This window comes from Streptomyces sp. NPDC096339 (assembly GCF_044762985.1).
Lineage (GTDB): Bacteria > Actinomycetota > Actinomycetes > Streptomycetales > Streptomycetaceae > Streptomyces.
In genome coordinates this window covers 193,364-217,873 of record NZ_JBIWFI010000007.1, presented here as the reverse complement: position 1 = coordinate 217,873, position 24,510 = coordinate 193,364, and the positions used below count along the sequence as shown (strand labels likewise).

The following is a 24,510-nucleotide window of genomic DNA, read 5'->3' as shown; positions in this document are numbered from 1 at the left end:
GGTTCAGGTGGTCGGGGCGCCGACCGAGGCGGGCCGGTAGGTGTGGACGTCACCGCAGAACCCGGCGCGGTGCGGCACCGTGCCGGGGGTGGTGAGGCGGGTCAGCGCGGCGTCGGCCAGGTGCGCGGGGTCACCGGCCGCGGCCGCCGACGCGCGCTCGGCGAGCCGCTGTACGGCACGGGCCGGACCGTGCGCGACCAGATCCGGCCAGCCGGCGGCCCGTGGCCGGACCAGGGCGGCGGCGCGGTCGTAGAAGGAGAGGAGGGCGGCGCGCCCCTGGTCCGGATCCTGCTGCCAGGCGGAGACCAGGGCGGTGAAGCCCGTCACGGCGCGGTCCCGCCGCGCCAGCACGGCGGCGGGGCCGGCGGCGGTGGCCAGGGCCTCGTAGCGCCGCGCGTCGGCCAGGTCCTCGGGCGGGAAGACGAAGACCACGTCGCCCTGCTCGTTGAGGTGGCCGTTCTCCATGATCACGAGGATCGTGAGGTCCCTGCCGGGGTCGGGGACCAACCGGTGCAGGGTTCCCGGCGCGAACGTGACGGCGGTGTGCGGGCGGAGCTCGACGCGCTCGAACCCGGCGGGAGTGAGGAACTCGGCGGCACCGCTGCCCTCCAGCGCCACGTACATCTCGGTGCAGACGAGGTGGACGTGCGGGGTGCCCCCGCACTGCCCGTCGGGGGCCTGGCTGGAATGGACGCGCACGTGCGACACGCCCACTCCGGCGGGCCGGCCGGGCGGGCGTCCGACTCCGACGGAGGGTCCGATCGTGCGGGCGGGGACGGCTGCGGTCATGTCGGGACTCCCAGGCACAGGGGCTGACGGGTCGTGGGCGAGGGCGCCGGGGCGGGACGACCGCTCCAGGCATGCAGCAGGGCCAACTGGTCGAGAGCCTCCCCGGGCGGGGCCGGGTTGGGGCCGAGGCCCTGGAAGTGGGCGAGGGTGCGGGCGAGATGACGGCCGAGGCTGTCGTCCCGTACGGCATCCCGTACGACGTGCCGTTCGGCTGCGGCCGGCTGCCCCGGGGGCCGCACGGTGACCGTGCCGTGGTTGCGGGGCAGGCCCGGGACGGGCTCGAAGGCGCCCGTGACCTGCCAGGGGCGGCCCTGCGGATCGACCCCCTCGACGCGCACCGCCCGGTACCGGGTGTCGGAGCCGGGGCCGATGCCCGAAGACGCGAGGGCCGGTCCGTCGGGGCGCAGACCGGGGTGGCCGATTCGCCCGGTCATCGAGCTGTACAGCGACACCTCGCAGTGCGAACCCGGCGCGCGAGTGCGGTAGCGCACCTCGACGCCGTCCTGGGTCGGACCGGCGCCGTCCGCGGCTCCGTGGAACTCGACCGCGACCGTGCCCTCCGGCACCGGATCGAGGCCGAGGCGGCGGCCCAGTGAGTCCACGACGGCCACCAGATGAGGCCCTTCGTAGCCGAGCGCCCCCAAGTCCCGGTCCTGGAAACGACCTTGGCTGACATCACGCCCGCGGTGCTTGCTCATCTCCACCGTCACGCGGCGCGGCACCAGGCCCAGCCGGTCCGTGGCCTCGGCCACGCGCTCCAGCACGGCGGACGACAGGTAGTGCTCCCCGACCACGACCCGGCCGCGGTGGGCGGCGAGCAACCCGCGCACCACCGGTACGTCGCCCGGGGCGCACAAGGGCTTCTCGACGATGACGTGCGCCCGGGCGTCGCCGCCGCAGACCTCGGCCAGGACGGCGGCGTGGGCCGCGGTCGGGACGCAGATGTCCCACAGATCCGGGCGCAAGCGGGCCGCCCCGGCCGGCGAGATGACGGGCAGGCCGGCCGAAGCCCGGGCCGACCCGGACAGCCGGGAGTCGACGACGCCCACCACCCGTACGCCGAGTCCCGTCAGCTTCGCGTGGTGCAGGGCGCCCATCCGGCCGTAACCGACCAGTACGCAACGGAGAGTCACGGACGGTGACCCTAGCGATCCTTCCGGCGCCTCCCGGACCGGGCGCGCCGCCGTTCCGGCGCGGGTGCACAAGATCGGCCACGCCCGCGAGCGCGCCACGGGACGGCCTCCCTCGCGACGGTCCCGATTCGAGGGCCGCGCGTACGGCGCGGCCCGTGTCGATGTGGCCGAATCCCCTTCCCCCGTTCGTGTGCCGGGTGACGTACGGCTCGACCGAACCGACCGGGTACCTTATTGCAAGTTATGTGCAACAACAATCTTCATGCGAAAGGGGCCGGTGTGGGCGCTCCGGTGGTGCTGGGCATCGAGTCGTCGTGCGACGAGACCGGGGCCGGGATCGTCTCCGGCGGGCGGCTGCTCGCGCACGTCGTGGCGTCGAGCATGGACGAGCACGCCCGGTTCGGCGGGGTCGTGCCGGAAATCGCGGCCCGTGCCCACCTCCAGGCGTTCGACCCCGTGGTCCGGGAGGCCCTCGACCGGGCAGGGCTGCGCCTGCGCGACATCGACGCCGTCGCCGTCACGACCGGTCCGGGGCTTTCGGGCGCGCTCCAGGTGGGACTGGCCGGGGCCAAGACGCTCGCGTACGCGGCCGGGGTGCCGCTGTACGGGGTGCACCACCTCGCCGGGCACGTGGCGGCCGACACCCTGGAGCACGGACCGCTGCCCGACCCCTGCGTGGTGCTGATCGTGTCCGGAGGCCACACCTCGCTCCTGCTGGTCCGGGACCTGGTGCGCGACCCGATCCTGCACCTCGGCGACACCGTCGACGACGCCGCGGGGGAGTGCTTCGACAAGGCGGCCCGGGTGTTCGGACTGCCGTACCCCGGCGGCCCTGCGATCGACCGGAGCGCCCGCGGGGGCGACCCGTGCGCGGTGGCCTTCCCGCGCCCGCTGACGGGTCCGCGCGACGACCCGTACGCCTTCTCCTTCTCCGGACTGAAGACCGCCGCCGCACGGTGGGCCGAGCGGCACCGGCAGACCGGCGAGGAGATCCCGCTGGCCGACGGCGCGGCCTCGCTCCAAGAGGCCGTCGCGGACGTGCTGACCCGCAAGGCGCTGGCCGCCTGCCGGGAGTACGGCGTACGGACGCTGGTCGTGGTGGGCGGGGTCGCGGCCAACTCGCGGGTGCGGGCCCTGGCCGAGGAACGCTGCGCGGCCGCCGGGGTCGAACTCCGGGTGCCGTCGCTGACGCTGTGCACGGACAACGGCGCGATGATCGCGGCCGTCGGCGACCTGCTGGTACGGGCCGGCTCCGAACCCGCCCGACTGGACGTGTCCGTCGACCCGTCCGCGCCGTTGGAGTACGCGGCCCTGCACCCGGTGGCCCGCCGTTCGCTTCCCGTCGCCTGACATGCCGGGCGCCGTCACCGTACCCAGCGCATGCGGCGCGGGCCGAGGGGTAGGCGTCCGGTGAGGCGGGACTTCAGGGAGGCGTCCGGATGCCCACCGACACTGGTCACGGCCGTGACGAGACCGCGGAGGAGCGCGCGGACCGGCAGTGGCAGGAGCTCATCCAGGAGGTACGCGTCGCTCAGACGGGAGTCCAGATCCTGTTCGGATTCCTCCTGACGGTGGTCTTCACCCCTGCGTTCGCCGGACTGGAGCAGGCCGAGAAGACGATCTACGTCGTGACGGTGGTGCTGGGAGCGGCGGCGACGGGTGCGCTGATCGGGCCGGTCGCCTTCCACCGGATCGTCTCGGGCCGTCGCATCAAGCCGGAGGCGGTCGCCTGGGCCGCGCGGCTGACGTTCGCGGGGCTCGTCCTGCTCGTGGCCACCTGCACCGCAGCCCTCCTGATGGTGCTGCGGGTCGCGACCGACGACGCCCTCGCGCTGTGGCTGGTCGTCGGCGTGTTCGCCTGGTACCTGCTGTGCTGGTTCGTGCTGCCCCTGTGGGCGCGGATCCGCTACACCGCCCGGCACTGACCGCGGGAGCGGGAAGCGCGGTTCCGTGACGGTCGTCAGGGGTCGGCGAACGTCGCGGTCCCGCACCGGATCCCGTGGCCGTGCCATGCTCGAAGGGTGCAGACGGATCCGACGGCCACCGGTGACGGTGCGTCGCCCGAGGTGCTCGCCCTGGCCAAGGTCGTGGCGCGGCTCCGGGCCGAGGTGGCGGACCTGGAAGGCCTCGCATCCACCACGGCGGTACTGGAACGGGCCAAGGGCGTGCTGATGGCCCGGGAGGGGTTCTCGGCCGACGCGGCGTACGAGGCGCTGGTCCGGGAGGCCGGACTGCGGGCCCGGTCGCTGATGGAGCAGTGCTGGATCACCCTCGGCGGGATCCGTCCACCACCCCCCACGGTGCCCCCGTCCCCGTCCCCGTCCCCGTCGTCCACGTCTCCGTCTCCGTCTCTGTCCACGTCTTCGCCCGCGTCGCCGTCCCCGTTCCCGCCGCCCTCCGTGGCCGACATCCCGCCGACCCCGGAGACGGACGGGTCGGTCTTCAGCTCCGCCCGCTACCGCAACGGACGCCGCGCCGTCCCCGGCTCGCGCGTGCTCCTGTCCGGCCTGGCCGCCGCGCTCGCCGGAGCCCGGAGCCCGGGCGACGCGGCGGAGGTCCTGCACGAGGCGCTGCGCGGCCCGCTCGGGGTGGACGGCGTAATGATCTACATGAACGCGTCCGGGCGCCTGGAGCTCGTCGGCCACGCGGGGATCGACGCGGCACTGGCCGCCCAATGGCAGGACATCCCGCCCTTCACCGGTGTCGCCGCCCTGGAGGCGATCACCTCCGGGGAGCCGCGATGGCTGGAGGACCCGGAGCGCGACGCCGAGACGTACCAGCTCATCGGCTCGCCGGCGCGGTGGCGCACGCGTGCGTGGATCCCGCTGCCCGGGAAGGGCCCGACCACAGGCGCCGTCGGATTCCTCCGGACGCTCCCCGGCCCCTTCGGCGACGCCGACAAGACCCTGCTCCAGCAGGCGGTGCGGCTGTGCGGCGGCGCCCTGCGCGCCTTCGAACGCTCGGGGGCCCGGCCGGCGGACGAGGAGGTCGCCGCCGTCCAGCGGATCCTGGACGCCCTCCCCGGGGCGACGATCCTCCTGTCGCCCGTGCGCTCGCCGTCCGGCGAGGTGGAGGACTACCGGATCGACGCGGCCGCTCCGGGCTCGGTGGACGTGGCCGGACGCCGGGGGAAGGAGCTCGTGGGCCGCCGGATCCTGGAGACCTACCCCACCGTGGCGGGAACCCCCTTGTGGCAGGGCTATGTCGAGGCCCTGGACACCGGGGCCGTGTACGACGGCGAGCCGTTCGAGTACCAGGAGGTCATCGGCGGCGTCCCCGGGACCTCGGTCTTCTCCGTCCAGGCGGCTCGGCTGGGAGCCCGGCTGGTCGTCTCGTGGATCCGCCACGACACCGGCGAACGCGACAACCGGCGCGTGACCACCATGGAGCGTCTGGGGAACCTCGGCTGGGCCGAATGGAATCTGATCACGGACACGATCGACTGGTCCGGTCAGGTCTACGAGATCTTCGGCCGGGCACCCGGAGAGGGGCCCGTGATGCTGGAGGAGCTCCCGCGGTACGTCGTCGCGGACGACCTGCCGGTGCTCGCCGGGGCCGTCCAGCAGCTCCTGGGCGAAGGGGCCCCGATCGACCAGCCGTTCCGCATCACCACCGCGGCCGGGGTCCGGCACCTGAGGATCGTCGCCGAAGCCGAGACGGACGCGGACGGCACACCCGTGAAGGTGCACGGGTTCTTCCAGGACCTCAGCCCGCTGCGTGACGCCGAGCTCGCCCTGCTGGAGAGCGAGCGGTCCGTACTGGTCCAGCGGGGCATGCTCCGGGCCGAACGGGCGATCGCCGCGGGCCTGCGGCACGCGCTGCTGCCCGTGCCGGAGCAGTCGATCGAGCTGGTGGGGCTCTGCGTCGACGTCGCGTACATGCCCTCCGACAGCGGGGTGAACGTAGGCGGGGACTGGTACAGCGCCATCGAACTGCCCGACGGGAACGCCCTCTTCGTCGTCGGGGACGTCGCAGGCCACGGGCTGGCAGCCGTCGGCACCATGGCTCAGCTGAGGTTCACCGCCAAAGGCATGATCATCACGGGTTCGGCCCTCGCCGACGCCATGGGCCGGCTCAACGCGCTCCTCATGCACACGGCCGCCGGCGCGTCCGCCACCACGGCCACCATGATCATGATGCGCTACCGTCCGGCGTCGCGCAGCCTGTCCTGGGTGCGGGCCGGACACCTGCCACCCCTGCTGGTCCGCGGGGGCGAGGCGCGCTTCCTCCCCGCGCCCGAGGGAACCCTCCTCGGAGCGTCCCGCGATTCCGTGTACGTCGAGGACACGCTCGACCTCGAACCCGGTGACCACCTGCTGCTGTACACCGACGGACTCGTCGAGGTCCCGGGGGAGGACATAGCCGACGGGCTCGGCCGCCTCGGGCGGGCGGCCGCCGACGCCATGGGCGGAGGGAACCGGGACGCGCTGGCGGGGCTCCTGTCCGCCCTGCACCCGTCCCAGCGGGACGACATGTGCGTCCTGGACATCCACCTTCCGCGGGACGCGTGAAGCCGACGGCCCGGGAGGCCCGAACGCGAGGTCTTCCGCCGCCTCCAGACCGGGTCCCGCGCGGGACCCGGCCGCTCCACCGAGGTCCCGGCCGGCCGCACGCACCCTGCCGCTCCCGTCGCGTTGCGTCCTATGATCGCCACTCCGCGTACGAGGGGGGCTGGTATGGGGGCAGGCGGGGCGGGATCGCGGCGGGCGCAGGACGCACGACGGCAGGAGCGGTTGCTCCGGGAGCACTGGCAGGCCGCCCGCAGGCTTGCCCGGCGGTGGAAGGAAGCCGGCGAGGACGAGCAGCGGGTCCTCGCCCAGCTGCTGGTACTGACCGCGCGCGGATGGCGCTTACTCGTCGACCGGCAATGGACCGGGGCCGGACCCGGGTCCGGGACCGGGGCGCGAACCAAGAGCGCGAACGCCGACATGCTGCTGGTGGGGCCCGGCGGTGTCTTCGTCATCGAGGTCACGGCCGGCGCGGAGCCCGGGCAGGAGCGGTCGGCCGCGCTGCTCGCCGCCACGAAGGCCGCCGAGAGCGCGGTGGCGTCCCTCGGAATGTCACCGGTGGCGGTCCAGCCGCTCATGGTGTTCGCCGGGCGGAGCATCGACGCGGGCCTCGGTCGGATACGGCTCCTGGGCGAACACGAGATCGGCCCCGTGCTGCTGTCGCAGCGGCACAGGCTGCGGGCCGAGTCGGTCCGGGCGATCGCCGATCATCTCGAACGGATGTTCCCCGGCCATGCGGGGTCGGCGATCGACCACCAGGTGTCGCACGCGGGGCCCGAGCCCCACCGACAGGACTCCCCGGACGGGCTGTTCGACCTGGAAGGGCTGCGGGACGCGGCCTTGAAGGCGGCGATGGCGGCGCCCATCGAGCAGTGGATGACCTTCCTCCACCCGGATCAGGTGGCACTGGTGCGACGCAACTGGGCGGGCCCGGCACGCATCAGCGGACCGGCGGGCACCGGCAAGACGGTCGTGGCCCTGCACCGCGCGGCCTACCTGGCCAGGCGGACGACCGGCCGCATCCTGTACGTCACCTTCGCCAACAACCTCCCCCGTGTGCAGAGCACCTTCCTCGGGACCATGGCCCCGGCCGTCGCCGACCGCGTGGACTTCCGCAGCCTCCACTCCTGGGCACAGGAGTTCCTCCAGGAGCGCGGCATACCGGTGCGACTGCACCGGGAGAAGGCCGAGACCGCCTTCAGCCTCGCCTGGAAACACGTCGGTCGTGAGAGCCGACTGGCCGCGCTCGACCCGGCCCCCGCCTACTGGCACGAAGAGATCGACTACGTCATCAAGGGGCGGGGCCTCACCCGCTTCGAGGAGTACGCGACCCTCCCCAGGCTGCGGCGGAGGACGAGCCTGGGCCGCACGCACCGCCGGGCGATGTGGGAGCTGTACGAGGAGTACGAGGCACGGCGCGGCGAGCGCGGCGTCCACGACTTCAACGACGTCCTCTCCCTCGCCCTGGCCGAAGCGTCACGGCGGCGCGAACGCCCCCTGTACGCGGCCGTCATCGTGGACGAGGTCCAGGACCTCACACTGGTCGGCGTGCGCCTCCTGCACGCGCTCGTCGGTGACGCGCCCAACGGTCTGCTGCTCGTCGGCGACGGCCAGCAGACCGTCTACCCCGGCGGCTTCCGCCTCACCGACGCGGACATCGACATCCGCGGCGACCGCGGACAGGTGCTGCGCACCAACTACCGCAACAGCAAGCAGATCCTGGACGCGGCCCTCACCGTCGTGGCCGACGACTCCTTCGTGGACCTCGACGGCCTGCGCACCCCGGGCCGCCGCGATGTCGACCTCACCTACCACGACGGTGACGTCGTACGCGTCACCGGGCCCACGGTGGAAGCCCACGACGGGCAACTCCTCGCCGCCCTGCGCTCCCTGCCCGACGGCGCGCTCGCCGACACCGCCCTGCTGTGCCCCTCCCTGCGCGCCATCGGCCACTACCACCGGCTGCTGACCCAGGCGGGCATCCCGGTGTGCCAGTTGGAGCACTACGACGGCCGCGCCGCCGACACGGTGAAGCTGGGAACGTACCGCAGGGCCAAGGGCCTGGAGTTCAAGAACGTCTTCCTGCCCCGGTACGACGCGGTGTTCACGGACGCCACGCCGAACGGCAGCCCGGGCGGCGCACCGGCCGGCACACCGGCCGTCGGTACGGAGCCGTCGGAAGCGGCCAGGGAACGCGCGGAACTGCTGCGCAGTCGGCTCTTCGTGGCGATGACCCGCGCTCGCGACCTGCTGTGGCTGGGCAGCGTCGGCCCTTCACGTTCCTAAATCCGGAACGGCCGGGGCCGGTGGCAGGGCCACCGGTCCCGGCCCTCCCCGGGCCGGCCGGCTACATCGGCTCGGGGAAGATGTCGCTGATGCTCCACGCGACGCTGAAGCACGGGGGAAAGGCATGGTCTTCCGGTTCGGTCTCCAGTGCCTGGAGCGCGAGGATCTGACTCATGGCTGTCTCCGCTTTCTTCTCGGGGTCGTGTCGGTCGGCAACTGCATACCCGGGCACGGAGTCACTCACCGCCGTGCCCAGGCGTTCATGGGAGGAGCGGGCCGGCCAGCAGGCGGTGGAGGGCCAGCAGGACACCGGCCCCGCCACTGGACAGGTCGGCGGTGAACCGCTGCGACCCCGCTCCGAGGAACCGGACACCGCGCCGGTAGGGGACGGCGTACTTCAGCAGGCCGGTCGCGGCGCGAACGGCGTCCCCGCGTGCGGCGTCCGTGCCGGTGAGCTCGGCGTGCCCGGTCAGGAACCAGGTCAGTCCGGCCAGCCCCCGGTACAGGCCCACTTCCTTCGGGGCACAGGACACCCGGATGCCGGCGACCAGCCCCGGCAGCGCCGCGGCGCAGCGTTCGTCCGGCGCGGTGGCCACGTAGCGGGTGAGCACCGCCGCGACACCGGCCGCGCCCGTGGCCAGGTACGGCATGGCACGGGTGAGCCGCGCGTCGTCGGAGACGGACAGGGAGCCGTCGGCCGGCGCGAAGGTCCGGTCCAGCTCCTGGTGGAGCAGCAGGCGGCCCGCCTCCAGCCAACGGGCCTCGCCGGTGTCCCGGGCCAGGCGGTGGAGGAAGAGGGCGAGCCCGGAGCGGCCGTGCAGCAGACCGCGCGCGTCGTGCTCGCCGAGGGCGGCCGACAGGTCGGGGGTGCGCAGCAGGCCTGCCCCCGCCGCCGCGGCCCGCTCCAGGTGGCCGCTGTCCCCGGTCAGCCGGTGCAGGGCGAGCCAGCCCAGCCCGACCCCGGCCCGCCCGCCGGCCAGCGTGCCGCAGGAGGCGGTGAGCGGGTGGTCGTCGGCGTCCCGGAGCAGATCGACGGCCTCGTCCAGCAGGCCGAGGCCGGCCAGTACCCGGGCGATGCCGGCCGAGCCGACGAGCAGCCCGGGGGGTAGTGCGGCGCGCTGCGCCAGCGTGTCGCGGCGCAGCCGTTCGCGGATCTCCTCCGGCACCGGGACGCCGGCCCGGTGCAGGGCGTGCACCACCCCGGCCGTGCCGTAGGCCAGGCACACGTTGTTGGTCCGGAACGCCTCGGGCGAGGGCGGGAAGGCCCAGGCCGGCCGGTCGGCGTCGGCCGTCTCCAGCAGCCCCGCGGCCACCTCCCCGGCCAGCCGGACGAGGCAGCCGCGCGGATCGGCGTCCAGCTCGGCGGGGGAGGGCAGTCGGTCGCGACCGTCCTGGTCCCACTCCTGCTCCCGCGCCGCGTGGAAGGCGGTGGCCCGCTGCCACAGGTCCTGCGGCGGAGCCACGTCCGCCAGGTCGCGGCGCAGCAGCGCGAGGTTGGCGGGCGCGTGTTCGGCGATCTCGTGGAACGGCGCAAGGAAGGCGAACGCGACCGCCGACGAGCCGTACCGGTCCTGTAGCAGCGGATCGGCGTCCGCCCGGAGCAGGCCGGGTGGAGGCGTGAACCCCGGGGTGCCCATCGCGGAGGGTGCCGCGGACAGCGCCGAGGCCGCCTCGAAGTCGACGAGCCGGACCCCGCCTGACGGCGTGACCATGACATTGCCCAGGCTGAGGTCACCGAACCGGTAGCCGGAGGCGTGCAGTCGCTCCAGCGAGGCGTCCAGCGCGGCCAGCAGGCGCCGGCACGCCTCGTAGTACGCGGCGACGGATTCGGCCGTGCGGTCGGCGCGGGCCAGCGGGGTGGACCGGCTCAGCCAGCCCACCAGTGGCTGCCCCGCGACGTACTCGGTGACGAGGAAGTCGTGCTCCCACTCCGTGAAGTGGTCCAGCGGCTCCGGGCCCACCCCGGGGGCGGCCGCGTGCAGCTCGCGCAGCACGCGGTACTCGTGCCGCAGCCGCGCCCCCGCGTCGGTCCCGTCGAAGACCAGGCCGTTGTGGGCGCGGGCCTCCTTGACGAAGACGGTGCGGCCGGTCCGCCGGTCCCGCGCCTGGTAGGTGCCGCCGGCGTTGCTCAGGCGGACCGCGCGGGTCACCTCGTAGTCGCGGATCAGGATCGGGCCCGCGTGCGGCTGCTCCTCCCGCTCGACGAAGGGGTCCGCGATCCCCGCCGGCAGGTGGAAGGCGGGCAGCCGCAGGTCCACGACCTCGCGACCGGAGCCGTCGCGGACCAGTCCCTCGCGGGTGCCGTCGGCCCGCAGCCGGCTTCGGGCGCCGAAGGAGCCGTAGCGGTAGTGCACCGTCCGGGAGTCGCGAAAGCGCCGGTCGGTGAGGACGTACGGCCCCTCCTCCCCGTCGAGCGCGTCACGCAGGCGTTCCAGCAGCCGGCGGGCGGTCGCCGTGTCCGGCGGGTAGAGGGCGCAGAACTTGCCCGACTGGGCCCGCCCGGCGTGTTTGTGATGGAGGACCAGGAAGAACAGCCGGGCGCTCAGGTGCTTGAACGGCACGCCTTCGGAGAAGCAGATCCCGGCGACCGTGTCGAGCACGTGCTGCGCCCGGTCCAGCCGAGCCGACACGTGGATCTTCCACCCCTGCTCGGCCGGACCGGTCCCCGCACCGCCCCAGACCGTCCAGATGCCCCGGTCGGTGCCCCGCAGACCCGGCGGCACCTCGCCGGGAGCGAAGCGCGGCCCGGGGTCGGCCACGCCGGTCAGCGGCAGGTAGTACTCCCGGTCCGCGAGCGCTTCGCCGAAGCCTTCCAGCACGGGGTCTCCTCACAGGGTGGTGGGGAGCGGCCAAGACGGCCGCGCCGGACGCCACGCCGAAGTTTCGCCCTCGCCGGTCGAGCGGTGGTGGTGCGCCGGGTTCAGTGCTCGCAGAGGGAGAACTCTCGTTCGTAGAGCTGCTCGTTGTGTTCGTCGACGAAGAACTTGCGCTCCCGCATGAGCTGTTCCCGGTAGTCCCGGGCCTGTTCGAGCGTCATGGTCGAGGTTTCGGACCAGGGCTGTTGTGGTGGCACGTCCGATGTCGAGACGATCTTCCGCTCCGGGTCGACCAGGAAGAACGCGAGGATCTTGCGATGTCCCGGGCGGGTGGTGTCCGCGAGGCGGAACGAGCCGACGCGGTGTTGCAGGACGTTCGGGAACGCCAGGCAGCGGCCCGCCGGGGTCGATGCCGATCCCAGCATCTGGTTCAGTGCGTCTTCGTTCTCCAGGCCGTAGACCTCACGCACACCGTTGTCGTCGTTCTGTTCGTAGTTCGGGTCGTCGAGCGCCGCCCGGAAACCCAGCCGGCTTTCGGTGATGTTCTCGCTGTCCCAGTAGTACATGCCGGTCGAGACGATCCGCTCGTTCAGCATCCCCTCGACGTGCCAGGACCCGCCGGGGTACTCGGGCTTCTCCGGGGTGAGGTGAATGGTGGCGAGCTTGACGATGACCTGGAGACCACGGCCGCGCAGGTCGACCCGGGCGGATGCGTCCGGCAACTCGGGCGGGGTGAAGGCCGGGGCGTCCGGGACGACCGGGCGGCGGTTCTCCCACCAGTCGTCCTGGGCCCGTCCCCACGCACGGACGGCTTCCGCGTACGCCTCGTCGTCATCGTGGGAGGATTCGTCGGGATACTCCGGCTCCGAGTCGTACCACCCGTAGGGATCGGCTTCGATCCGCAGGGGCCGGGGATGGCGCAGATCGGTGAGCACGTTCTCCAGCAGCGGGCGCATGCGGGCGAACAAGTCCGGCAGGACGGAGGCCAGTTCGCGGTGCTTCTCGGGGTGGACGTTGTTGACGTAGGAACGGAAGGAGACGTCGCCCTCTTCGCTCACGTCGACGTCCGTGGGAAGCCACTGGAACTTCTCCGAGAACTCGTACCTCGAATAGCGGTCCGTCGGGTTCCGCCAAGCCCGCTCGGGCGCGCCACTCGCCTCTTTGACCAGGCAGAACAGCGAGGGATGAACCAGATCCAGTACCTGGCCGTCGGACCCGGGGTGCCAGTCCCGTTCCGCTTCGGGGACCTGCTCGAGAACCCGGACCGCCTCACGCAACCGGGACCTGAGCTCGTCCTCGACCAGCGAGTCCGACTGCCACACCCCGTCGACGGCGGACACCTCGACTCCGGTCCGCTCGTCCCGCAACGCGGCGTAGTGCGCGAGTTCGGCGAGCACGTAACCAACCTGCGCTTCGGTGAGGCCCTGGGCGACCGCTTCCCGCGTCCACCTGGCGACGACGTCGGCATCGTTCATCTTGTCGAACCACCCGGGCTTGGCCCGAATGTGCGCACTGCACTCCATCATCTCGAGTTCCCGCAGCGTTCGGGGTGTCGCGAACGCTATGGAACGGGATGTCTGAAAGGGCAGCGGGAAAGCGGACAGGCCGGTCAATTCTCTTGGTCCTCCGAGTCGGTGTGCGGTGGCGGGAAGGCTACTTCAGCGGACTGACACCGCAGCCGTGGCCCCTGTCATGTCCGGCGCAGGACCAGGCAGAGGAAGCCGAAGCTGTCCCGATATCCGTGCAGCCACTGTGAACGTGCGTCGGTGGCAGCCTCCAGTACCTGTGCGGAGGCCGGGTCGGCAGGGTGGTCCAGAGCCCATGAGGCCAGCGAGCCCCAGCAGGCCCATTCGTAGGCGTCGAGCTCGGCGCGGGTGCTGACGTGGCCGTGGACCGGGGTCCATCCGTCGGCGACGACGAGGTCCACCGTGGTCGCGAGATCGGCGAGGTCGCCGAACATCTCGACGGCCGCCGGTGAAGGGGCGCGGTCCCAGAACGACTCGCCGATCAGAACGCGGCCGCCGGGGGCCAGGTGCTCGCGGGCTGCCGCGAGGGTGGGGAGGAGGCCGCCGAACGCATGGGTGGCGCCGACGCTGATCACCAGGTCGAAGGTACGGGGAGACGCGAAGTCCGCGGCTTCCTGCCGGTGGAGGACCAGTCGCTCGCCGACCCCGCGTTCGTCCGCCGCCAGGCGGCCGTGCCGCAGCGAGGCTTCGGAGACGTCGACGCCTTCGGCGTGCAGGTGCGGGCGCGACTCCAGGGCCCGCAACAGCCATTCCGCCGTGCCGCATCCGAGGTCGAGCACTCGCTCGTCGCCCCGCGGGAGGCCGTGTTCGAGCAGGCGGCTCACCGAGTCGTCGTCGAGCGGGGACTTTATCGGGTGATCGGCGTGGGCGATCATGGAGATCCGTTCCCGGCTGATCGGTGCGGCCTGCCCCCGGTCGAGGAGCAGCTCCGCGGCCACCGCCGTCCCGTCGGTGCGGATCGTGCCGGCGACGGCCCTGGCCCGTGCCGCCGTCTCGGGGGCCAGTGCCGTCCCGAGTGCGCCCGACAGGGACGCGAGGGTCGGGGTCGGGCCGTCGTGTGCCGCGCCGATGCCCAGATCGGCCACGCGGGCGGCCCACTGCGGCTGGTCCACGAACTGCGGTACCACCACCTGGGGTGCACCGGCCAGGGCGGCGGTGGTCGTGGTGCCCGCGCCGCCGTGGTGGACGACGGCCGCGACCCGACGGAACAGGGACTGGTGGTTGACGTCGCCGACGACGAAGCAGTCGTCCGAGTCGTCCACCGGGCCCAGGTCCGCCCAGCCCCGGGAGACCAGCACGCGGCGGCCCTGCGCGCGGGCAGCCTCGACGGCTGTCCGGGCGATGCCGGTGTCCGTGCTCAGGGGCATGCTGCCGAAGCCGACGTACACGGGCGGGGTGCCGGCGTCCAGAAACGTCTCCAGATCGGCGGGCAGGGGGCGTTCGTCGGGCAGGATCCACGCACCGGTCTGCACGGGGTCGAGGTTCGTCAGCTGCTGCCACGGGCCCAGGACCGGGTCCACCGCCAGCCGCGGCCGCTCGGTGAAGACGTGGTCGCGGACGTCGTCCACCGGTGCCAGGCCCAGCGCCGCGCGGTGGGCGTTGAGGGGCTCGCGGTAGAGGGCGTTGACCTTGTGGGCGTCCAGGTCCCACAGCTCCTGGTTGTCGGTCATGCCGGGCGGGGCCGGCGGGCCGGGCCGCGGCGGCGGCGCGTAGTGCGCGGAGGGCATCTCGAACGGGTGGAAGCCGGCGTACACGTAGCGGATGCCCAGCTTCTCGGCCACCGAGCGGGCACCGGCCGGCATCAGGCCGCTCGCCACCAGCACGTCACAGCCTTCGGCCGCCTTGCCGACCGTCTCGAAGTGCGCGGCGACCAGCTCGGCCGCGAACGCGGCCGCGTCCGACGGCGGAGCACCGGTTCGCAGCGCGCGCACGTCCCGCCCGAAGGGCACCAACTCCGCACCGACACCGGCCAGCAGTTCCGCGAACTCCTCGTCCGGCGGCGCGCACACGCGCACCTCCGTGCCGAGACTCCGCAGTTGCGCCGCCAGTCCCGCCAGCGGCGCGATGTCGCCGCGAGACCCGTACGCCATCAACAGCACACGCATGTCGTGTTTCTCGTTTCTGTGGTGTGGGTGCCGGCCTCGGCCGGCGATGGAACAGGAAGGAGATCGGTACGGATCAAGACGCGGACACGTCGAGCTGGAACTCGCGCGTGCGCCGGTAGGAACGGAACCCCAGTCGGTGGTTGACCGCCAGCATGTGGACGTTGTCCTCGGCGTTGTCCGTCTCGATCTCGGTGACGGACGCGTGTTCGGCGCGCAGCCGGCGCACCATGGCGGCCTTGACCCACAGCCCGAGGCCGTGGCCGCGGTGTGCGGGGACGACCGCGGTGTCGTACTGCTGGACCCGCGACGGCACTCCCCGGGGGATCAGGATCTCGGTGTAGCCGGCCATGGTGCCGTCGTCGTGGACGGCGGCGACGGTCAGCAGGGTGTCCCCGCGGTCGGCGACCACCGCGGCCATGTCGCGAACGCGGTCCGCGTCCCACGCCACGCTGCCGTAGTCCATGTCTCCGACGGGCATGTCGTTCATCGCGTTCTTGGCCGTGGCGAAAGCGGCGGCGAGGCCGTCGGGAACCGTTCCGGTCCAGCCGGTCAGCCGGTAGCCGGGGTGCTCGGCATCCGCGACCTGGCGGAGGTCGGCCCGGTCCGTCTCGTCGAGGCGCAGCAGGAGGTGGTCCAACGTCAGCGCCCGGCGGAAGCCCCACCGTGCGCCGAAGGCTTCGCCCGGGCCGTCGGCGGCGGCCGTGGCGATCAGGCTGCGCCGGTTCTCGGCGCGGCAGGCCGCCACGACCGCCGACATCAGGAGGGAGCCGGTCCCCAGGCGGCGGTGCGCGGGGTCGACGTGGAGTTCCAGTTCGGCCAGGTGTTCCTGGCCCGGGGAGGTGAACACCCGCAGGCCGGCGACCGCGACCGGGACGCCGTCCGCGGCGGTGGCCAGCCAGGTCAGCCGGTGGCCACCCAGAGGGGCTCGGGTGAGTTGTGCGTGGATCTGTCCGGGGTCGGGGACGGGTACTCCCGGCAGGTCGTGGGCCGTCGAGGCCGCGACGACGCGATGCCACGCGTTGGCTTCGGCGGCCGAAACGCGCTGGAGCGGATTGACGTGCACTGAGGTGGGCAAGGTAGTGGCCTTCTTGGTCGAGTGGGTCGAGTCAGTCGGTGTGGCGTACGAGCGGCCAGTCGATGTCGACACGGGCAGCCGCAGCGAGGTAATTGGTGAACACGTTGAGAGCGACATGGGCGACGATCTCGACGATCTGCCCGTCGGACAGGCCGGCGAGCCGGGCCGCGGCCAGCCGCTCGTCGGTCACGGTCCCGCGGCCACGGACCAACAAGGCGGCCAGGTCCAGGACGGCGGCGGCCCAGGGGTCGTCGGACTCGCCCCGGCGCGCGCGGGTGGCCTCGGCCGCGCTCAGCCCCGCCGTCCTGGTCCCGCGGAACGCGTGTACGGACAGGCAGTAGTCGGACGCGTTCTCCTGCGCCACCAGCAGCGCGATGCGCTCGCGCACGTCCGCCGGCAGTGCGCCCTCCGAGCCGAGGGCCGTCAGGACGCCCACGTACCCCTTCAGCACGGCGGGGCTGTTGGCCATCACCCTGGCCAGGTTGGGGACGACCCCCAGGGCCTGGTGCGTGGCAGTGAAAAGAGCAGCGGCTTCACCGGTCGCGGTCTCCGGTTCAACGGTGTGGAGTGGCATGCGGGCAACCCTGCCGGTTGATCTTGATACATTCCCGATGCTTCCTCGATGCACGCGATGCGACCCCCTGGAGTGACGGCATGCGGTTCACGGTCCTCGGCCCGGTGGAGGCCGTGGCTCCCGGTTCGGACACGCCCGGCCTGGCACCCCGTCATCGTGCGGTGCTCGCGTACCTGTTGCTGCACGCCGGCGTCGCGATCAGTACGGATCGCCTGATCGACGCCATGTGGGGACCGCTGCCTCCGGATTCCGCCCGCGCGCAGATCCAGACCACGATCGCCGCGATCCGGCGGATGTTGCGTGCCTCGGAAGCCGACCGGATGCTGGCAACCCGGCCGGCCGGGTACGTGATCACCCCCGAGCCGGGACAACTCGATCTGGACGAGTTCACCGGCCTGATCGCCGAGGAACGGGCCGGCTCCGACGACGCGGCGGACACCGCGGACCGGATACGTGCCGCGCTGGCGCTGTGGCGGGGAGAACCCCTGGCCGGCATCACCGCCCATTACGTCCAGAGCGCCAGAGCACGCCTGAACGGGCAGCTGCTGACCGCCGTCGAGCGCCTGGCCGAGCTGGAACTGGCCCGGGGGCGGCACGAGGACCTCATCGACGAACTGGCCGTCCACGCGGCGGCCAACCCCTTGAGGGAAAAGCTCTGCCGCCGGTACATGCTGGCCCTGCACCGCGCCGGACGCCAGAGCGAGGCCTTGCACGTGGCGAGGACCTTCCGGGCGACCCTGGCCGAACAGCAGGGACTGGACCCGGGCCAGGCGTTCACCAAACTCGAACAGGACATCCTGCGGGACGCCCCCGAGCTGCGGCCGCCGGTCGCCGCGCCGGCGAAACCGCAGGGGATCAACTTCCTGCCCTACGACGTCCCGGACTTCACCGGGCGCGAAGACGAACTCGACGGGCTGATCCGCCTGTGGTCGGGCAACAACGGCGGCGTCGTGACGATTTCGGCGATCGACGGGATGGCCGGGGTCGGCAAGACGACACTCGCGGTCCACGCGGGGCACCGCCTCGCGGAGCACTTCCCGGACGGACAGCTCTTCGTCGACCTCCAGGCCCACACCGCCGGCCAGGCTCCGCTCGACACCGGAGCCGCCCTCGAGGTTCTGCTGGGCCAACTCGGCGTACCCGCCCCGCACATTCCGGCCTCGGCCGCCGATCGGTCGGCGCTCTGGCGGTCCGAACTCTCCGGCCGTCGCGTGCTGGCCGTGCTGGACAACGCTCTCGGCGCCGACCAGGTACGCCCGTTGCTCCCCGGAAGCTCACGCGCCCTCGTCCTGATCACCAGCCGCCGACGGCTGACCGACCTGGACGGGGCACACGCCCTGTCCTTGGACGTGCTGCCTGCCGCGGACGCGGTGGACTTGTTCACGGCGATCGTCGGCGAACGGGCGGCCGCCGAACCCCTGGCCGTCCTCGATGTCCTGCAGTTGTGCGGATTCCTGCCGCTCGCGGTCCGCATCGCCGCCGCCCGCCTGCACCACCGTCCCCGCTGGACCGTCGCGTACCTGGCCGACCGGCTCCGCGACCAGCGCCGCAGACTGGCCGAGCTGGCCACCGCGGAGCGGGGAGTGGCAGCGGCGTTCACGTTGTCCTACCAGCAGCTCACGGTGGACCAGCAACGCATGTTCCGGCTGCTGGGGCTCCAGCCCGGCCGTGACATAGGCCCCGAGGCGGCATCCGCGCTGGCCGGTGTCCCGCTCGACGAAGCCGAGACGCTCCTGGAAGACCTCCTGGACGCGCACGTCCTGGCCCAGCACCAGCTCGGCCGCTACACCTTCCACGACCTGCTGCGCGAACACGCCCTCGCCACCGCTGCCGCCCAGGAACCCCTGGGCGCCCGGCACGAGGCCCTCGGCCGGCTGTTCCACCACTATCTCCACACCGCGAGCACGGCCGTCGACCACCTCTACCCCGAGGGCAGGAACCGCAGGCCGCGCATCCCCGCGCCGGACACCCCGGCCTCGCCCCCACGGGACGAGGCCGAGGCGATCGCCTGGCTGGACGCCGAACGCGCGAACCTCATCGCCACCGGCCAGTACGCGGCCGAGCACGACCGGCTCCCGCACACCGGCCAACTGGCCGCGACCCTGCACCGCTACCTGCTGGGCCACGCCCACCAGGCCGACGCGCTCGCCCTCCACGACCTGGCGCTGCGAGCCGGCCGGCTCAGCGGCGACACCGCCGCCGAAGCACGCACGCTCATCGATCTCGGCGAGGTGCACTTCTGGTGGCACGGCGCCTACGAGCGAGCGGCCGAGCACTACCACCGCGCCCTGGACCTCGCGCGCGAGGCCGGCGACCGGGTCGCCGAGGCCCGCGCCCTGCAGGGCCTCGGCAACGTCTCCATGAGGCGGCGAGAACACGACCGGGCCCACGACCATTGCGCACGGTCCCTCGTGCTCTTCCGCGAGCTCGGCGACCGCGGTGGCGAAGCCAGATGCCTGACCGACCTCGGCATCGTCCACGAACGCCAAGGACGCCACGAAGCCGCCCACGAGCACCATCGGCAAGCACTGCACGTGTACCGCGAGACGGGATCGCGCATCGGCGAGACCATCGTGCTGAACAACATCGGGCTGCTCTGCCAACGGCAAGGCCGCCACGACGAGGCCCGCCGCCATCACCACGACGCCCTGGAGCTGAGCCGCAGGTTCGACTTCCCCGGAGACGAGGCCGAGTCGCTCAACGCCCTCGCGGAAGCCTCCCGCTCCCTGGGCGACCTCGCCCGTGCCGCGACCGAACACGACACCGCGCTGACCCTCGCCCGCGAGTTCGGCTACCGCCCCGAGCAGGCCCGCGCCCATCACGGCCTGGCGCACGTCCACCGCGACCTCGGCCGGATCGACCTCGCCCACGAGCACGCCCGGCAGGCACTCGACCTCTACACCGCCCTCGCCGTCCCCGAGGCCGAAGAGGTCCGTTCCCTCCTCGCCGCGCCGGGGCCGACCGGGGACGGCCTCGAAGCGCCAGTCGAACAGGACGGCTAGGGTGGGGTGAGAAGGCTGTAGGAGAGCCAGGAGCCGTGATGAGCGGACACCGTCCTGAGCCGCCCGGCAGTGTCGAGGACCTTCTGGTCGCACTCGGACAGCTCGTCGATCAGGCCCTGGAAAGGATCGAATACCAGCGGGCCAGGGTCGAGCTGGCCATGGCCCTGCAGCGACACATGCTCCCGCCCGGGCTGCCGAAGTTGCCCGGGCTGCAGCTGGCGGCCAGGTACGCGCCGTCACGAGGCGGTCTGGACGTGGGCGGCGACTGGTACGACGCCTTCGTCATGCACGACGGGTCACTGGGGCTCACGGTCGGCGATGTACAGGGCCATGACATGGAGGCGATCGCCTTCATGGGGCAGGTGCGCACCAGCCTGCGCGCCCTCGCGGAGGCGACCACCGACACCCGCGAGGTGCTGGGCCGCGCCAACGATCTGCTGATCGCCATGGGCCGTGGCCTCTTCGCGACGTGCACCTTTCTGCGCTTCGATCCGGTCAGCCGCGATCTGACGGACTCCAGGGCCGGCCATGTCCCGATGGTCTGGGCCACTGCCGGCGGCCGCTACGGCGTGGCGCTCGACCGCGGCGGGCCACCGCTCGGCATCGTGCCGGGCGAGCGGTATCCGGTCACCCACCGGCGTCTGACAGAGGCAGGGGTTCTCGTGCTGCTCACCGACGGAGTGGTGGAAGGCCCGCACTACCCGATGGAGTCCGGTCTGGCCGAAGTGGTCAAACTGGTGCGCGCGGGGTTCGACGCCGACCCCGACGTGCTGGCCTCCGCCGTCGTCAAGGTGGCCGACCTGACGGGACACCGCGACGACGCCGCGGTCCTCGTCGTCCGCTACGACGGCCCGCAGGAGGCGGTCTGACCGGTGAGCGCCGCCTTGCGGTCGCCGGCGGTGGGATCTGAGCGCAGACTGCTGTCGTGGGCAGCGCAGAGATGGGTCGTCACGGGTCCACCGCGCTGCGCATTCTCGCCGTCGCCGCCGCCTACTACGGGTCCGCGAAGCTCGGCCTCCTCCAGCAGCTGGTGCGTGACCAGGTCACCCCCCTGTGGCCGCCGACCGGCATCGCGCTGGCCGCGCTGCTCATGCTGGGGCTGCGCGTCTGGCCCGGCATCGCGCTGGGCGCTTTCCTGGCCAACGTGTTCCTCGGGCCGTCGTTGCTCTCGGTACTGGCCATCACCGCGGGTAACACCCTGGCGCCGGTCTGTGCCTGCCTGATGCTGCACAGGGCCGGGTTCAGGAACGAGCTGGACCGGCTGCGCGACGTACTGGCGCTGGTCTTCCTCGGCGCGCTCGCCGGGATGCTGATCAGTTCGACCATCGGAAGCGGCGTCCTGGTCCTCTCCGGAGCAGTGGACGCGGGCGACTTCTGGCCGACGTGGTCGGTGTGGTGGACCGGCGACGCGATGGGAATCCTCGTCGTCACACCCTTCCTGCTCGTGCTGCGCAAGGCCCGCTGGCCGTCGCGGGCCGGACCCGGCCGTTGGCTGGAGGCGGTGGCGCTGGCGCTCGGCACGGTGTCCGTCACGCTCCTGGTGACGCGCACGCCCGATTCGACCCTGCTCTTCCTCGTCTCCCCGTTCTTGATCTGGGCGGCCTTCCGCTTCCGGCTGCCCGGCTCGGCGCCGTGCGCGCTCGTGGTGTCGACGCTGGCGATCCTGGCCGCCGCCGGCAACAAGGGCCCGTTCGCCGGCGAGGACGTCTTCACCGTCATGGTCACGCTCCAGGCCTTCAACGGCACGACGGCGCTGACGGCCCTCCTGATCGCGGCGATCATCACCGAACGCGACAGGACGTACGAGGAGATCAAACAGGTCTGCGTGCGGCTCGCGGAGATGGTGGCCCGGATGGAGCCGAGGCCCGAGTCGTACGAACTCCCGCCCGAGGACGATCCGCCGCCGTAGGCCCGTAGGCCCGTACGTGTGGACGCGCCAAAAGCGGCCATGCGCGGCGGAAAGACATCCGTGCCGCGCATGACCGCTTCCAGTGTTGCTACGTCGCCGACGGCTTGACCGGCTCACTGATCGGCGCGCCGTCCAGGTCGGTCATGTAGTCGCGGTGGACCGGCTTCTTGTCCGTCGGCTTGGGGCGGTTCGGGCATGCGATGCCGTCGCCGTCCCTGTCGAGTTCGTTCGGGTCGAGCGCGTCCGCTCGCAGCACCGCTTGCGCGTCGGCCTGGCTCTTGAACGCGTCGCAGTCGACCACGTGCCCCTTGTGCACGTACGGAGCGACGTCGAACGCACGCTCCGGGGCGTCATTGCCGGAGCACGCGGTCAGCGTGATCGCCGCGATCACACCGACCATCGCGATGGAGGTCCGACGGCCCGGTCGTAGCCGGTGATGCCGGCTCTTGTGGATGTTGCGTGACTGGTCTGGCATGGTCCTAGGCCGGTCCTGTCCGGAACACCTCGACGTATGGGTTTGTCGAATCGACCGCGTACACCTTCGCCGTAGTGTTGTTCACGGCCAGCGAGGCGAACTCGCGAGGCATGCCGAGCGGAGCCTGCGTCAGCATTGTGGTGCCGTCTGCCACCCCGAGGCCGCCCGGCGAGGCAAGCTTGGGGTCCGGGTTTTCAACCCTTCGTTGCGCGACGAAGACCCTGTTGAAGTTCTTCAGCACGGCGGCCTTGTGCGCCGGGTTTCCGGTGGTCAAGGGCGACTGTTGGCAGACCAATGCCTGTTTCGTGCTCGCCGTCCCGCTGATTCGGATGATGCGACCCCCGTAAGCGGGGCATTGCCCGTTGGCCTGAGGACTCTGGGAGAAGAGGTAGACCGACCCTGCCGCAGGGTTGTAGACCGCGGAGATGTGGGTGCCACCCGTTCCCACCAGGTCGTCGATCGGGGTTGAAGTACCGTTGCTGGGATCGATGACGATCGTCGTCGCGACCTGCGCCCCAACCGAACCCGGGGGGCGCGCCGGGTCCTCAACGCACCTCTTGGCGAGAAGGTAGACGCGGTGGCGGTTCGGATCGACGGCAATAGCGCCACGAACGGTGGTGTTCATGAGGTGCCCGAAGCCGCTGCCGGCACCGCAGCCTGACTTCGTCGGGAAATCCGCTACGGCCCTGGCCACGTGGGTCTGCGTCGAGACGGCGTAGAGGCCGCTGTTGGGGCTCGCGACGTTGCCGAGACCCTGCTTTGCGAAGTACACCTCATGGCGCGCTGCGTCAAAGGAAAAGTCCATACCGACGTTCCCGAGAACGATTCGTCCCGCATCGGGCAGTGGGATCGTCGTCGCCGACGAGCTGCCGGCCGCGATGTAGGCGACCGCCGAAGTTCCCCCGCCGACGTAGACGTCGCCGTTCTCGGGCGAGACTGCCAGGCCACTGACGGTCGTCGTGAAGTTGCCGACGCGGGTCACTTGATTTCCGTTGGCCGTGTCGATGATCGCGACGCCGCCTGTGCCCCCGACGTAGACCTGCCCCGTGTTGGGGTTGACCGCGATCCGGTTCGGGGTGGACACAGCGCTCGAAACATTGATCGGAGAACCGATCGGCTTGTCGGTCTTGCCGTCGATCACGGTCACGCTGTTGTCCGTGCTGGAGGCGACGTACACGCGATTGGCCTTCTCGTCGACCGCGAGGTCGGCCGGACCCGGTCCCACCGGGATCGCGTCCGCTGCGCGCTCCGACGGTGAGGTGTCATACAGCGTGTACGACGAGTTCGCGCCCTGACCGCACTTGTTCTCCTCACCGGTCGCCACCATGTTGTAGACCGGCTCGTCGGTCAGCAGCTTGTCATTGATCAGATCATCGATTGCCCCGTAGTGTCCGTGCTTCGCACAGAAGGACTCTTCCGCTGTCCGCAGGGTGGCCGCGTCCGCCGCGACCGCCTGCTTGCGGCCCGTGTCGCCGATGCCCCTGACGGAGAACACCACGATGGCGGAGAGGACGCCCAGGATCACGATGACCACGAGCAACTCGATGAGCGTGAAGCCGTCCTGGCGTCTGGAGCGCAAGAGGAACAGGCGGTGATCCGGTGTCATGACAGTCGGGGCTTCCTTCAATCGATGGGTCAAGTCCAGCCCGAGCGCACGGGCGAGTCTTTGCCGCGTCACAGTGTTCCCCGTCGCACGGGCTTGACGTCCTTGGGTCCCGGCAGGTCCGGGCATGCGATGCCCTTCCCCTTGACGTCAAGGTGATTCGGGTCGGCCGGCGCGAAGCGCAGGACGGCCTGGGCGTCCGCTTGGCTGGCGAAGTCCGGGCAGTCGTAGGCGTCATTGCCGTAGCGCAGGAAGTAGCGGGCGTCGAAGGCTCGATCCGGCTGCGGGCAGAGCGCGCTACGGACGTTGCCGGGACCGCACTTGAACTGCTGTGCGATCTGGGGAACCGCTGTGGTGTCGCGCGGTTCCGGCAATCCGCGACATGCGACGCCGCCCCCGTCATCGAGGTGATTCGGATCGCTGGGGTCGGCCCGCAGCACCGCCTGGGCATCCGCCTGATTGGCGAAGTTGTCGCACTCGAAGGAGTCGCCGTGGGTGGCGTATTCCTTTGCGTCGAACACCTTGCTGTTCGGGCAGAGAGGGGTGCGCGGAGTGCCTGGCGTGCACCACTCGCGCTCGGGCCTCTGTGCTCGGGCAGCCGTATCCGACCCACCGCGCACGAACACCACCACGCCCAGCGCCACCGCGGCCACGGTGAGAACCAGCGCACTCCGCCGGATCGCGCGCGAGCGCGAAAGTCTGCTCAACC

The 24,510-nt window shown here is 72.0% G+C and carries 17 protein-coding genes and 1 pseudogene; 7 read left to right on the top strand and 11 right to left on the bottom strand.

All coding sequences use genetic code 11. The features are described from left to right. Positions 1 to 3 precede the first annotated feature (3 nt). Positions 4 to 789, bottom strand: coding sequence for a cupin (locus tag ACIQ5Y_RS13410; RefSeq protein ID WP_403879195.1), 786 nt, complete (start codon positions 787 to 789; stop codon positions 4 to 6). Continuing rightward, positions 786 to 1,922, bottom strand: a complete 1,137-nt coding sequence (locus tag ACIQ5Y_RS13405; protein WP_403879193.1) for a Gfo/Idh/MocA family oxidoreductase — start codon at positions 1,920 to 1,922, stop codon at positions 786 to 788. Before ACIQ5Y_RS13405 ends, ACIQ5Y_RS13410 begins: the two co-directional genes overlap by 4 nt. 291 nt (positions 1,923 to 2,213) lie before the next feature. Here ACIQ5Y_RS13405 and tsaD point away from each other — a divergent pair, with 291 nt between their 5' ends. The 4 genes from tsaD (at position 2,214) to ACIQ5Y_RS13385 (ending at position 8,716) form a co-directional block, all read left to right on the top strand. Continuing rightward, entirely contained in the window at positions 2,214 to 3,272 is a 1,059-nt protein-coding gene (gene tsaD / locus ACIQ5Y_RS13400; RefSeq protein ID WP_403879242.1) for a tRNA (adenosine(37)-N6)-threonylcarbamoyltransferase complex transferase subunit TsaD, read from the top strand. Positions 3,273 to 3,361: 89 nt separating this feature from the next. Next, on the top strand, positions 3,362 to 3,847 hold the full coding sequence (locus tag ACIQ5Y_RS13395) for a DUF6328 family protein (protein ID WP_403879191.1): 486 nt from the start codon (positions 3,362 to 3,364) through the stop codon (positions 3,845 to 3,847). A gap of 96 nt (positions 3,848 to 3,943) precedes the next feature. Then, positions 3,944 to 6,433, top strand: a complete 2,490-nt coding sequence (locus tag ACIQ5Y_RS13390) for a SpoIIE family protein phosphatase (RefSeq protein ID WP_403879189.1) — start codon at positions 3,944 to 3,946, stop codon at positions 6,431 to 6,433. Positions 6,434 to 6,598: 165 nt separating this feature from the next. Beyond that, on the top strand, positions 6,599 to 8,716 hold the full coding sequence (locus tag ACIQ5Y_RS13385) for a UvrD-helicase domain-containing protein (RefSeq protein WP_403879187.1): 2,118 nt from the start codon (positions 6,599 to 6,601) through the stop codon (positions 8,714 to 8,716). A gap of 260 nt (positions 8,717 to 8,976) precedes the next feature. On the opposite strand, the gene lanKC is transcribed toward ACIQ5Y_RS13385, so the two are convergent. From lanKC to ACIQ5Y_RS13355, 6 genes and pseudogenes are all read right to left on the bottom strand, one after another. After that, positions 8,977 to 11,535, bottom strand: coding sequence for a class III lanthionine synthetase LanKC (gene lanKC / locus ACIQ5Y_RS13380; protein WP_403879185.1), 2,559 nt, complete (start codon positions 11,533 to 11,535; stop codon positions 8,977 to 8,979). A gap of 101 nt (positions 11,536 to 11,636) precedes the next feature. Further along, positions 11,637 to 13,145, bottom strand: coding sequence for a DUF4246 domain-containing protein (locus ACIQ5Y_RS13375; protein WP_403879183.1), 1,509 nt, complete (start codon positions 13,143 to 13,145; stop codon positions 11,637 to 11,639). Positions 13,146 to 13,222: 77 nt separating this feature from the next. Then, entirely contained in the window at positions 13,223 to 13,954 is a 732-nt protein-coding gene (locus ACIQ5Y_RS13370; protein ID WP_403879240.1) for an SAM-dependent methyltransferase, read from the bottom strand. A gap of 18 nt (positions 13,955 to 13,972) precedes the next feature. Then, a pseudogene (locus tag ACIQ5Y_RS13365) lies at positions 13,973 to 15,163 on the bottom strand (glycosyltransferase); the annotation flags it as partial. 73 nt (positions 15,164 to 15,236) lie between these two features. Continuing rightward, complete coding sequence (locus ACIQ5Y_RS13360) at positions 15,237 to 16,238, bottom strand: GNAT family N-acetyltransferase (RefSeq protein ID WP_403879181.1); 1,002 nt, start codon at positions 16,236 to 16,238, stop codon at positions 15,237 to 15,239. Positions 16,239 to 16,269: 31 nt separating this feature from the next. Next, on the bottom strand, positions 16,270 to 16,812 hold the full coding sequence (locus ACIQ5Y_RS13355) for a carboxymuconolactone decarboxylase family protein (protein WP_403879179.1): 543 nt from the start codon (positions 16,810 to 16,812) through the stop codon (positions 16,270 to 16,272). A gap of 80 nt (positions 16,813 to 16,892) precedes the next feature. Here ACIQ5Y_RS13355 and ACIQ5Y_RS13350 point away from each other — a divergent pair, with 80 nt between their 5' ends. From ACIQ5Y_RS13350 to ACIQ5Y_RS13340, 3 genes are all read left to right on the top strand, one after another. Continuing rightward, complete coding sequence (locus ACIQ5Y_RS13350; protein WP_403879177.1) at positions 16,893 to 19,814, top strand: BTAD domain-containing putative transcriptional regulator; 2,922 nt, start codon at positions 16,893 to 16,895, stop codon at positions 19,812 to 19,814. Positions 19,815 to 19,852: 38 nt separating this feature from the next. Continuing rightward, entirely contained in the window at positions 19,853 to 20,683 is an 831-nt protein-coding gene (locus ACIQ5Y_RS13345; protein ID WP_403879175.1) for a PP2C family protein-serine/threonine phosphatase, read from the top strand. A gap of 71 nt (positions 20,684 to 20,754) precedes the next feature. Continuing rightward, entirely contained in the window at positions 20,755 to 21,723 is a 969-nt protein-coding gene (locus ACIQ5Y_RS13340) for an MASE1 domain-containing protein (protein ID WP_403879238.1), read from the top strand. Positions 21,724 to 21,811: 88 nt separating this feature from the next. Here the strand turns inward: ACIQ5Y_RS13340 and ACIQ5Y_RS13335 are convergent, their stop codons facing one another. The 3 genes from ACIQ5Y_RS13335 to ACIQ5Y_RS13325 all read right to left on the bottom strand — a co-directional run bounded on the left by ACIQ5Y_RS13335 (position 21,812) and on the right by ACIQ5Y_RS13325 (position 24,508). Then, positions 21,812 to 22,198 (bottom strand): excalibur calcium-binding domain-containing protein, encoded by a 387-nt coding sequence (locus tag ACIQ5Y_RS13335; protein WP_403879173.1) that lies wholly within the window; start codon positions 22,196 to 22,198, stop codon positions 21,812 to 21,814. A 4-nt stretch (positions 22,199 to 22,202) separates the two neighbouring features. After that, on the bottom strand, positions 22,203 to 23,804 hold the full coding sequence (locus ACIQ5Y_RS13330; protein WP_403879171.1) for a prepilin-type N-terminal cleavage/methylation domain-containing protein: 1,602 nt from the start codon (positions 23,802 to 23,804) through the stop codon (positions 22,203 to 22,205). Between the two features lie 68 nt (positions 23,805 to 23,872). Beyond that, entirely contained in the window at positions 23,873 to 24,508 is a 636-nt protein-coding gene (locus tag ACIQ5Y_RS13325; RefSeq protein ID WP_403879169.1) for a hypothetical protein, read from the bottom strand. Positions 24,509 to 24,510 lie beyond the last annotated feature (2 nt).

What these genes read in the sequence shown, in the direction of transcription:
- ACIQ5Y_RS13340 (WP_403879238.1), top strand. Translation starts at nt 20,755, where the DNA reads ATGGGTCGTCACGGGTCCACCGCGCTGCGCATTCTCGCCGTCGCCGCC.
- ACIQ5Y_RS13350 (WP_403879177.1), top strand. Translation starts at nt 16,893, where the DNA reads ATGCGGTTCACGGTCCTCGGCCCGGTGGAGGCCGTGGCTCCCGGTTCG.
- ACIQ5Y_RS13330 (WP_403879171.1), bottom strand. Translation starts at nt 23,804, where the DNA reads ATGACACCGGATCACCGCCTGTTCCTCTTGCGCTCCAGACGCCAGGAC.
- ACIQ5Y_RS13410 (WP_403879195.1), bottom strand. Translation starts at nt 789, where the DNA reads ATGACCGCAGCCGTCCCCGCCCGCACGATCGGACCCTCCGTCGGAGTC.
- ACIQ5Y_RS13355 (WP_403879179.1), bottom strand. Translation starts at nt 16,812, where the DNA reads ATGCCACTCCACACCGTTGAACCGGAGACCGCGACCGGTGAAGCCGCT.
- ACIQ5Y_RS13335 (WP_403879173.1), bottom strand. Translation starts at nt 22,198, where the DNA reads ATGCCAGACCAGTCACGCAACATCCACAAGAGCCGGCATCACCGGCTA.
- ACIQ5Y_RS13345 (WP_403879175.1), top strand. Translation starts at nt 19,853, where the DNA reads ATGAGCGGACACCGTCCTGAGCCGCCCGGCAGTGTCGAGGACCTTCTG.
- ACIQ5Y_RS13395 (WP_403879191.1), top strand. Translation starts at nt 3,362, where the DNA reads ATGCCCACCGACACTGGTCACGGCCGTGACGAGACCGCGGAGGAGCGC.
- ACIQ5Y_RS13385 (WP_403879187.1), top strand. Translation starts at nt 6,599, where the DNA reads ATGGGGGCAGGCGGGGCGGGATCGCGGCGGGCGCAGGACGCACGACGG.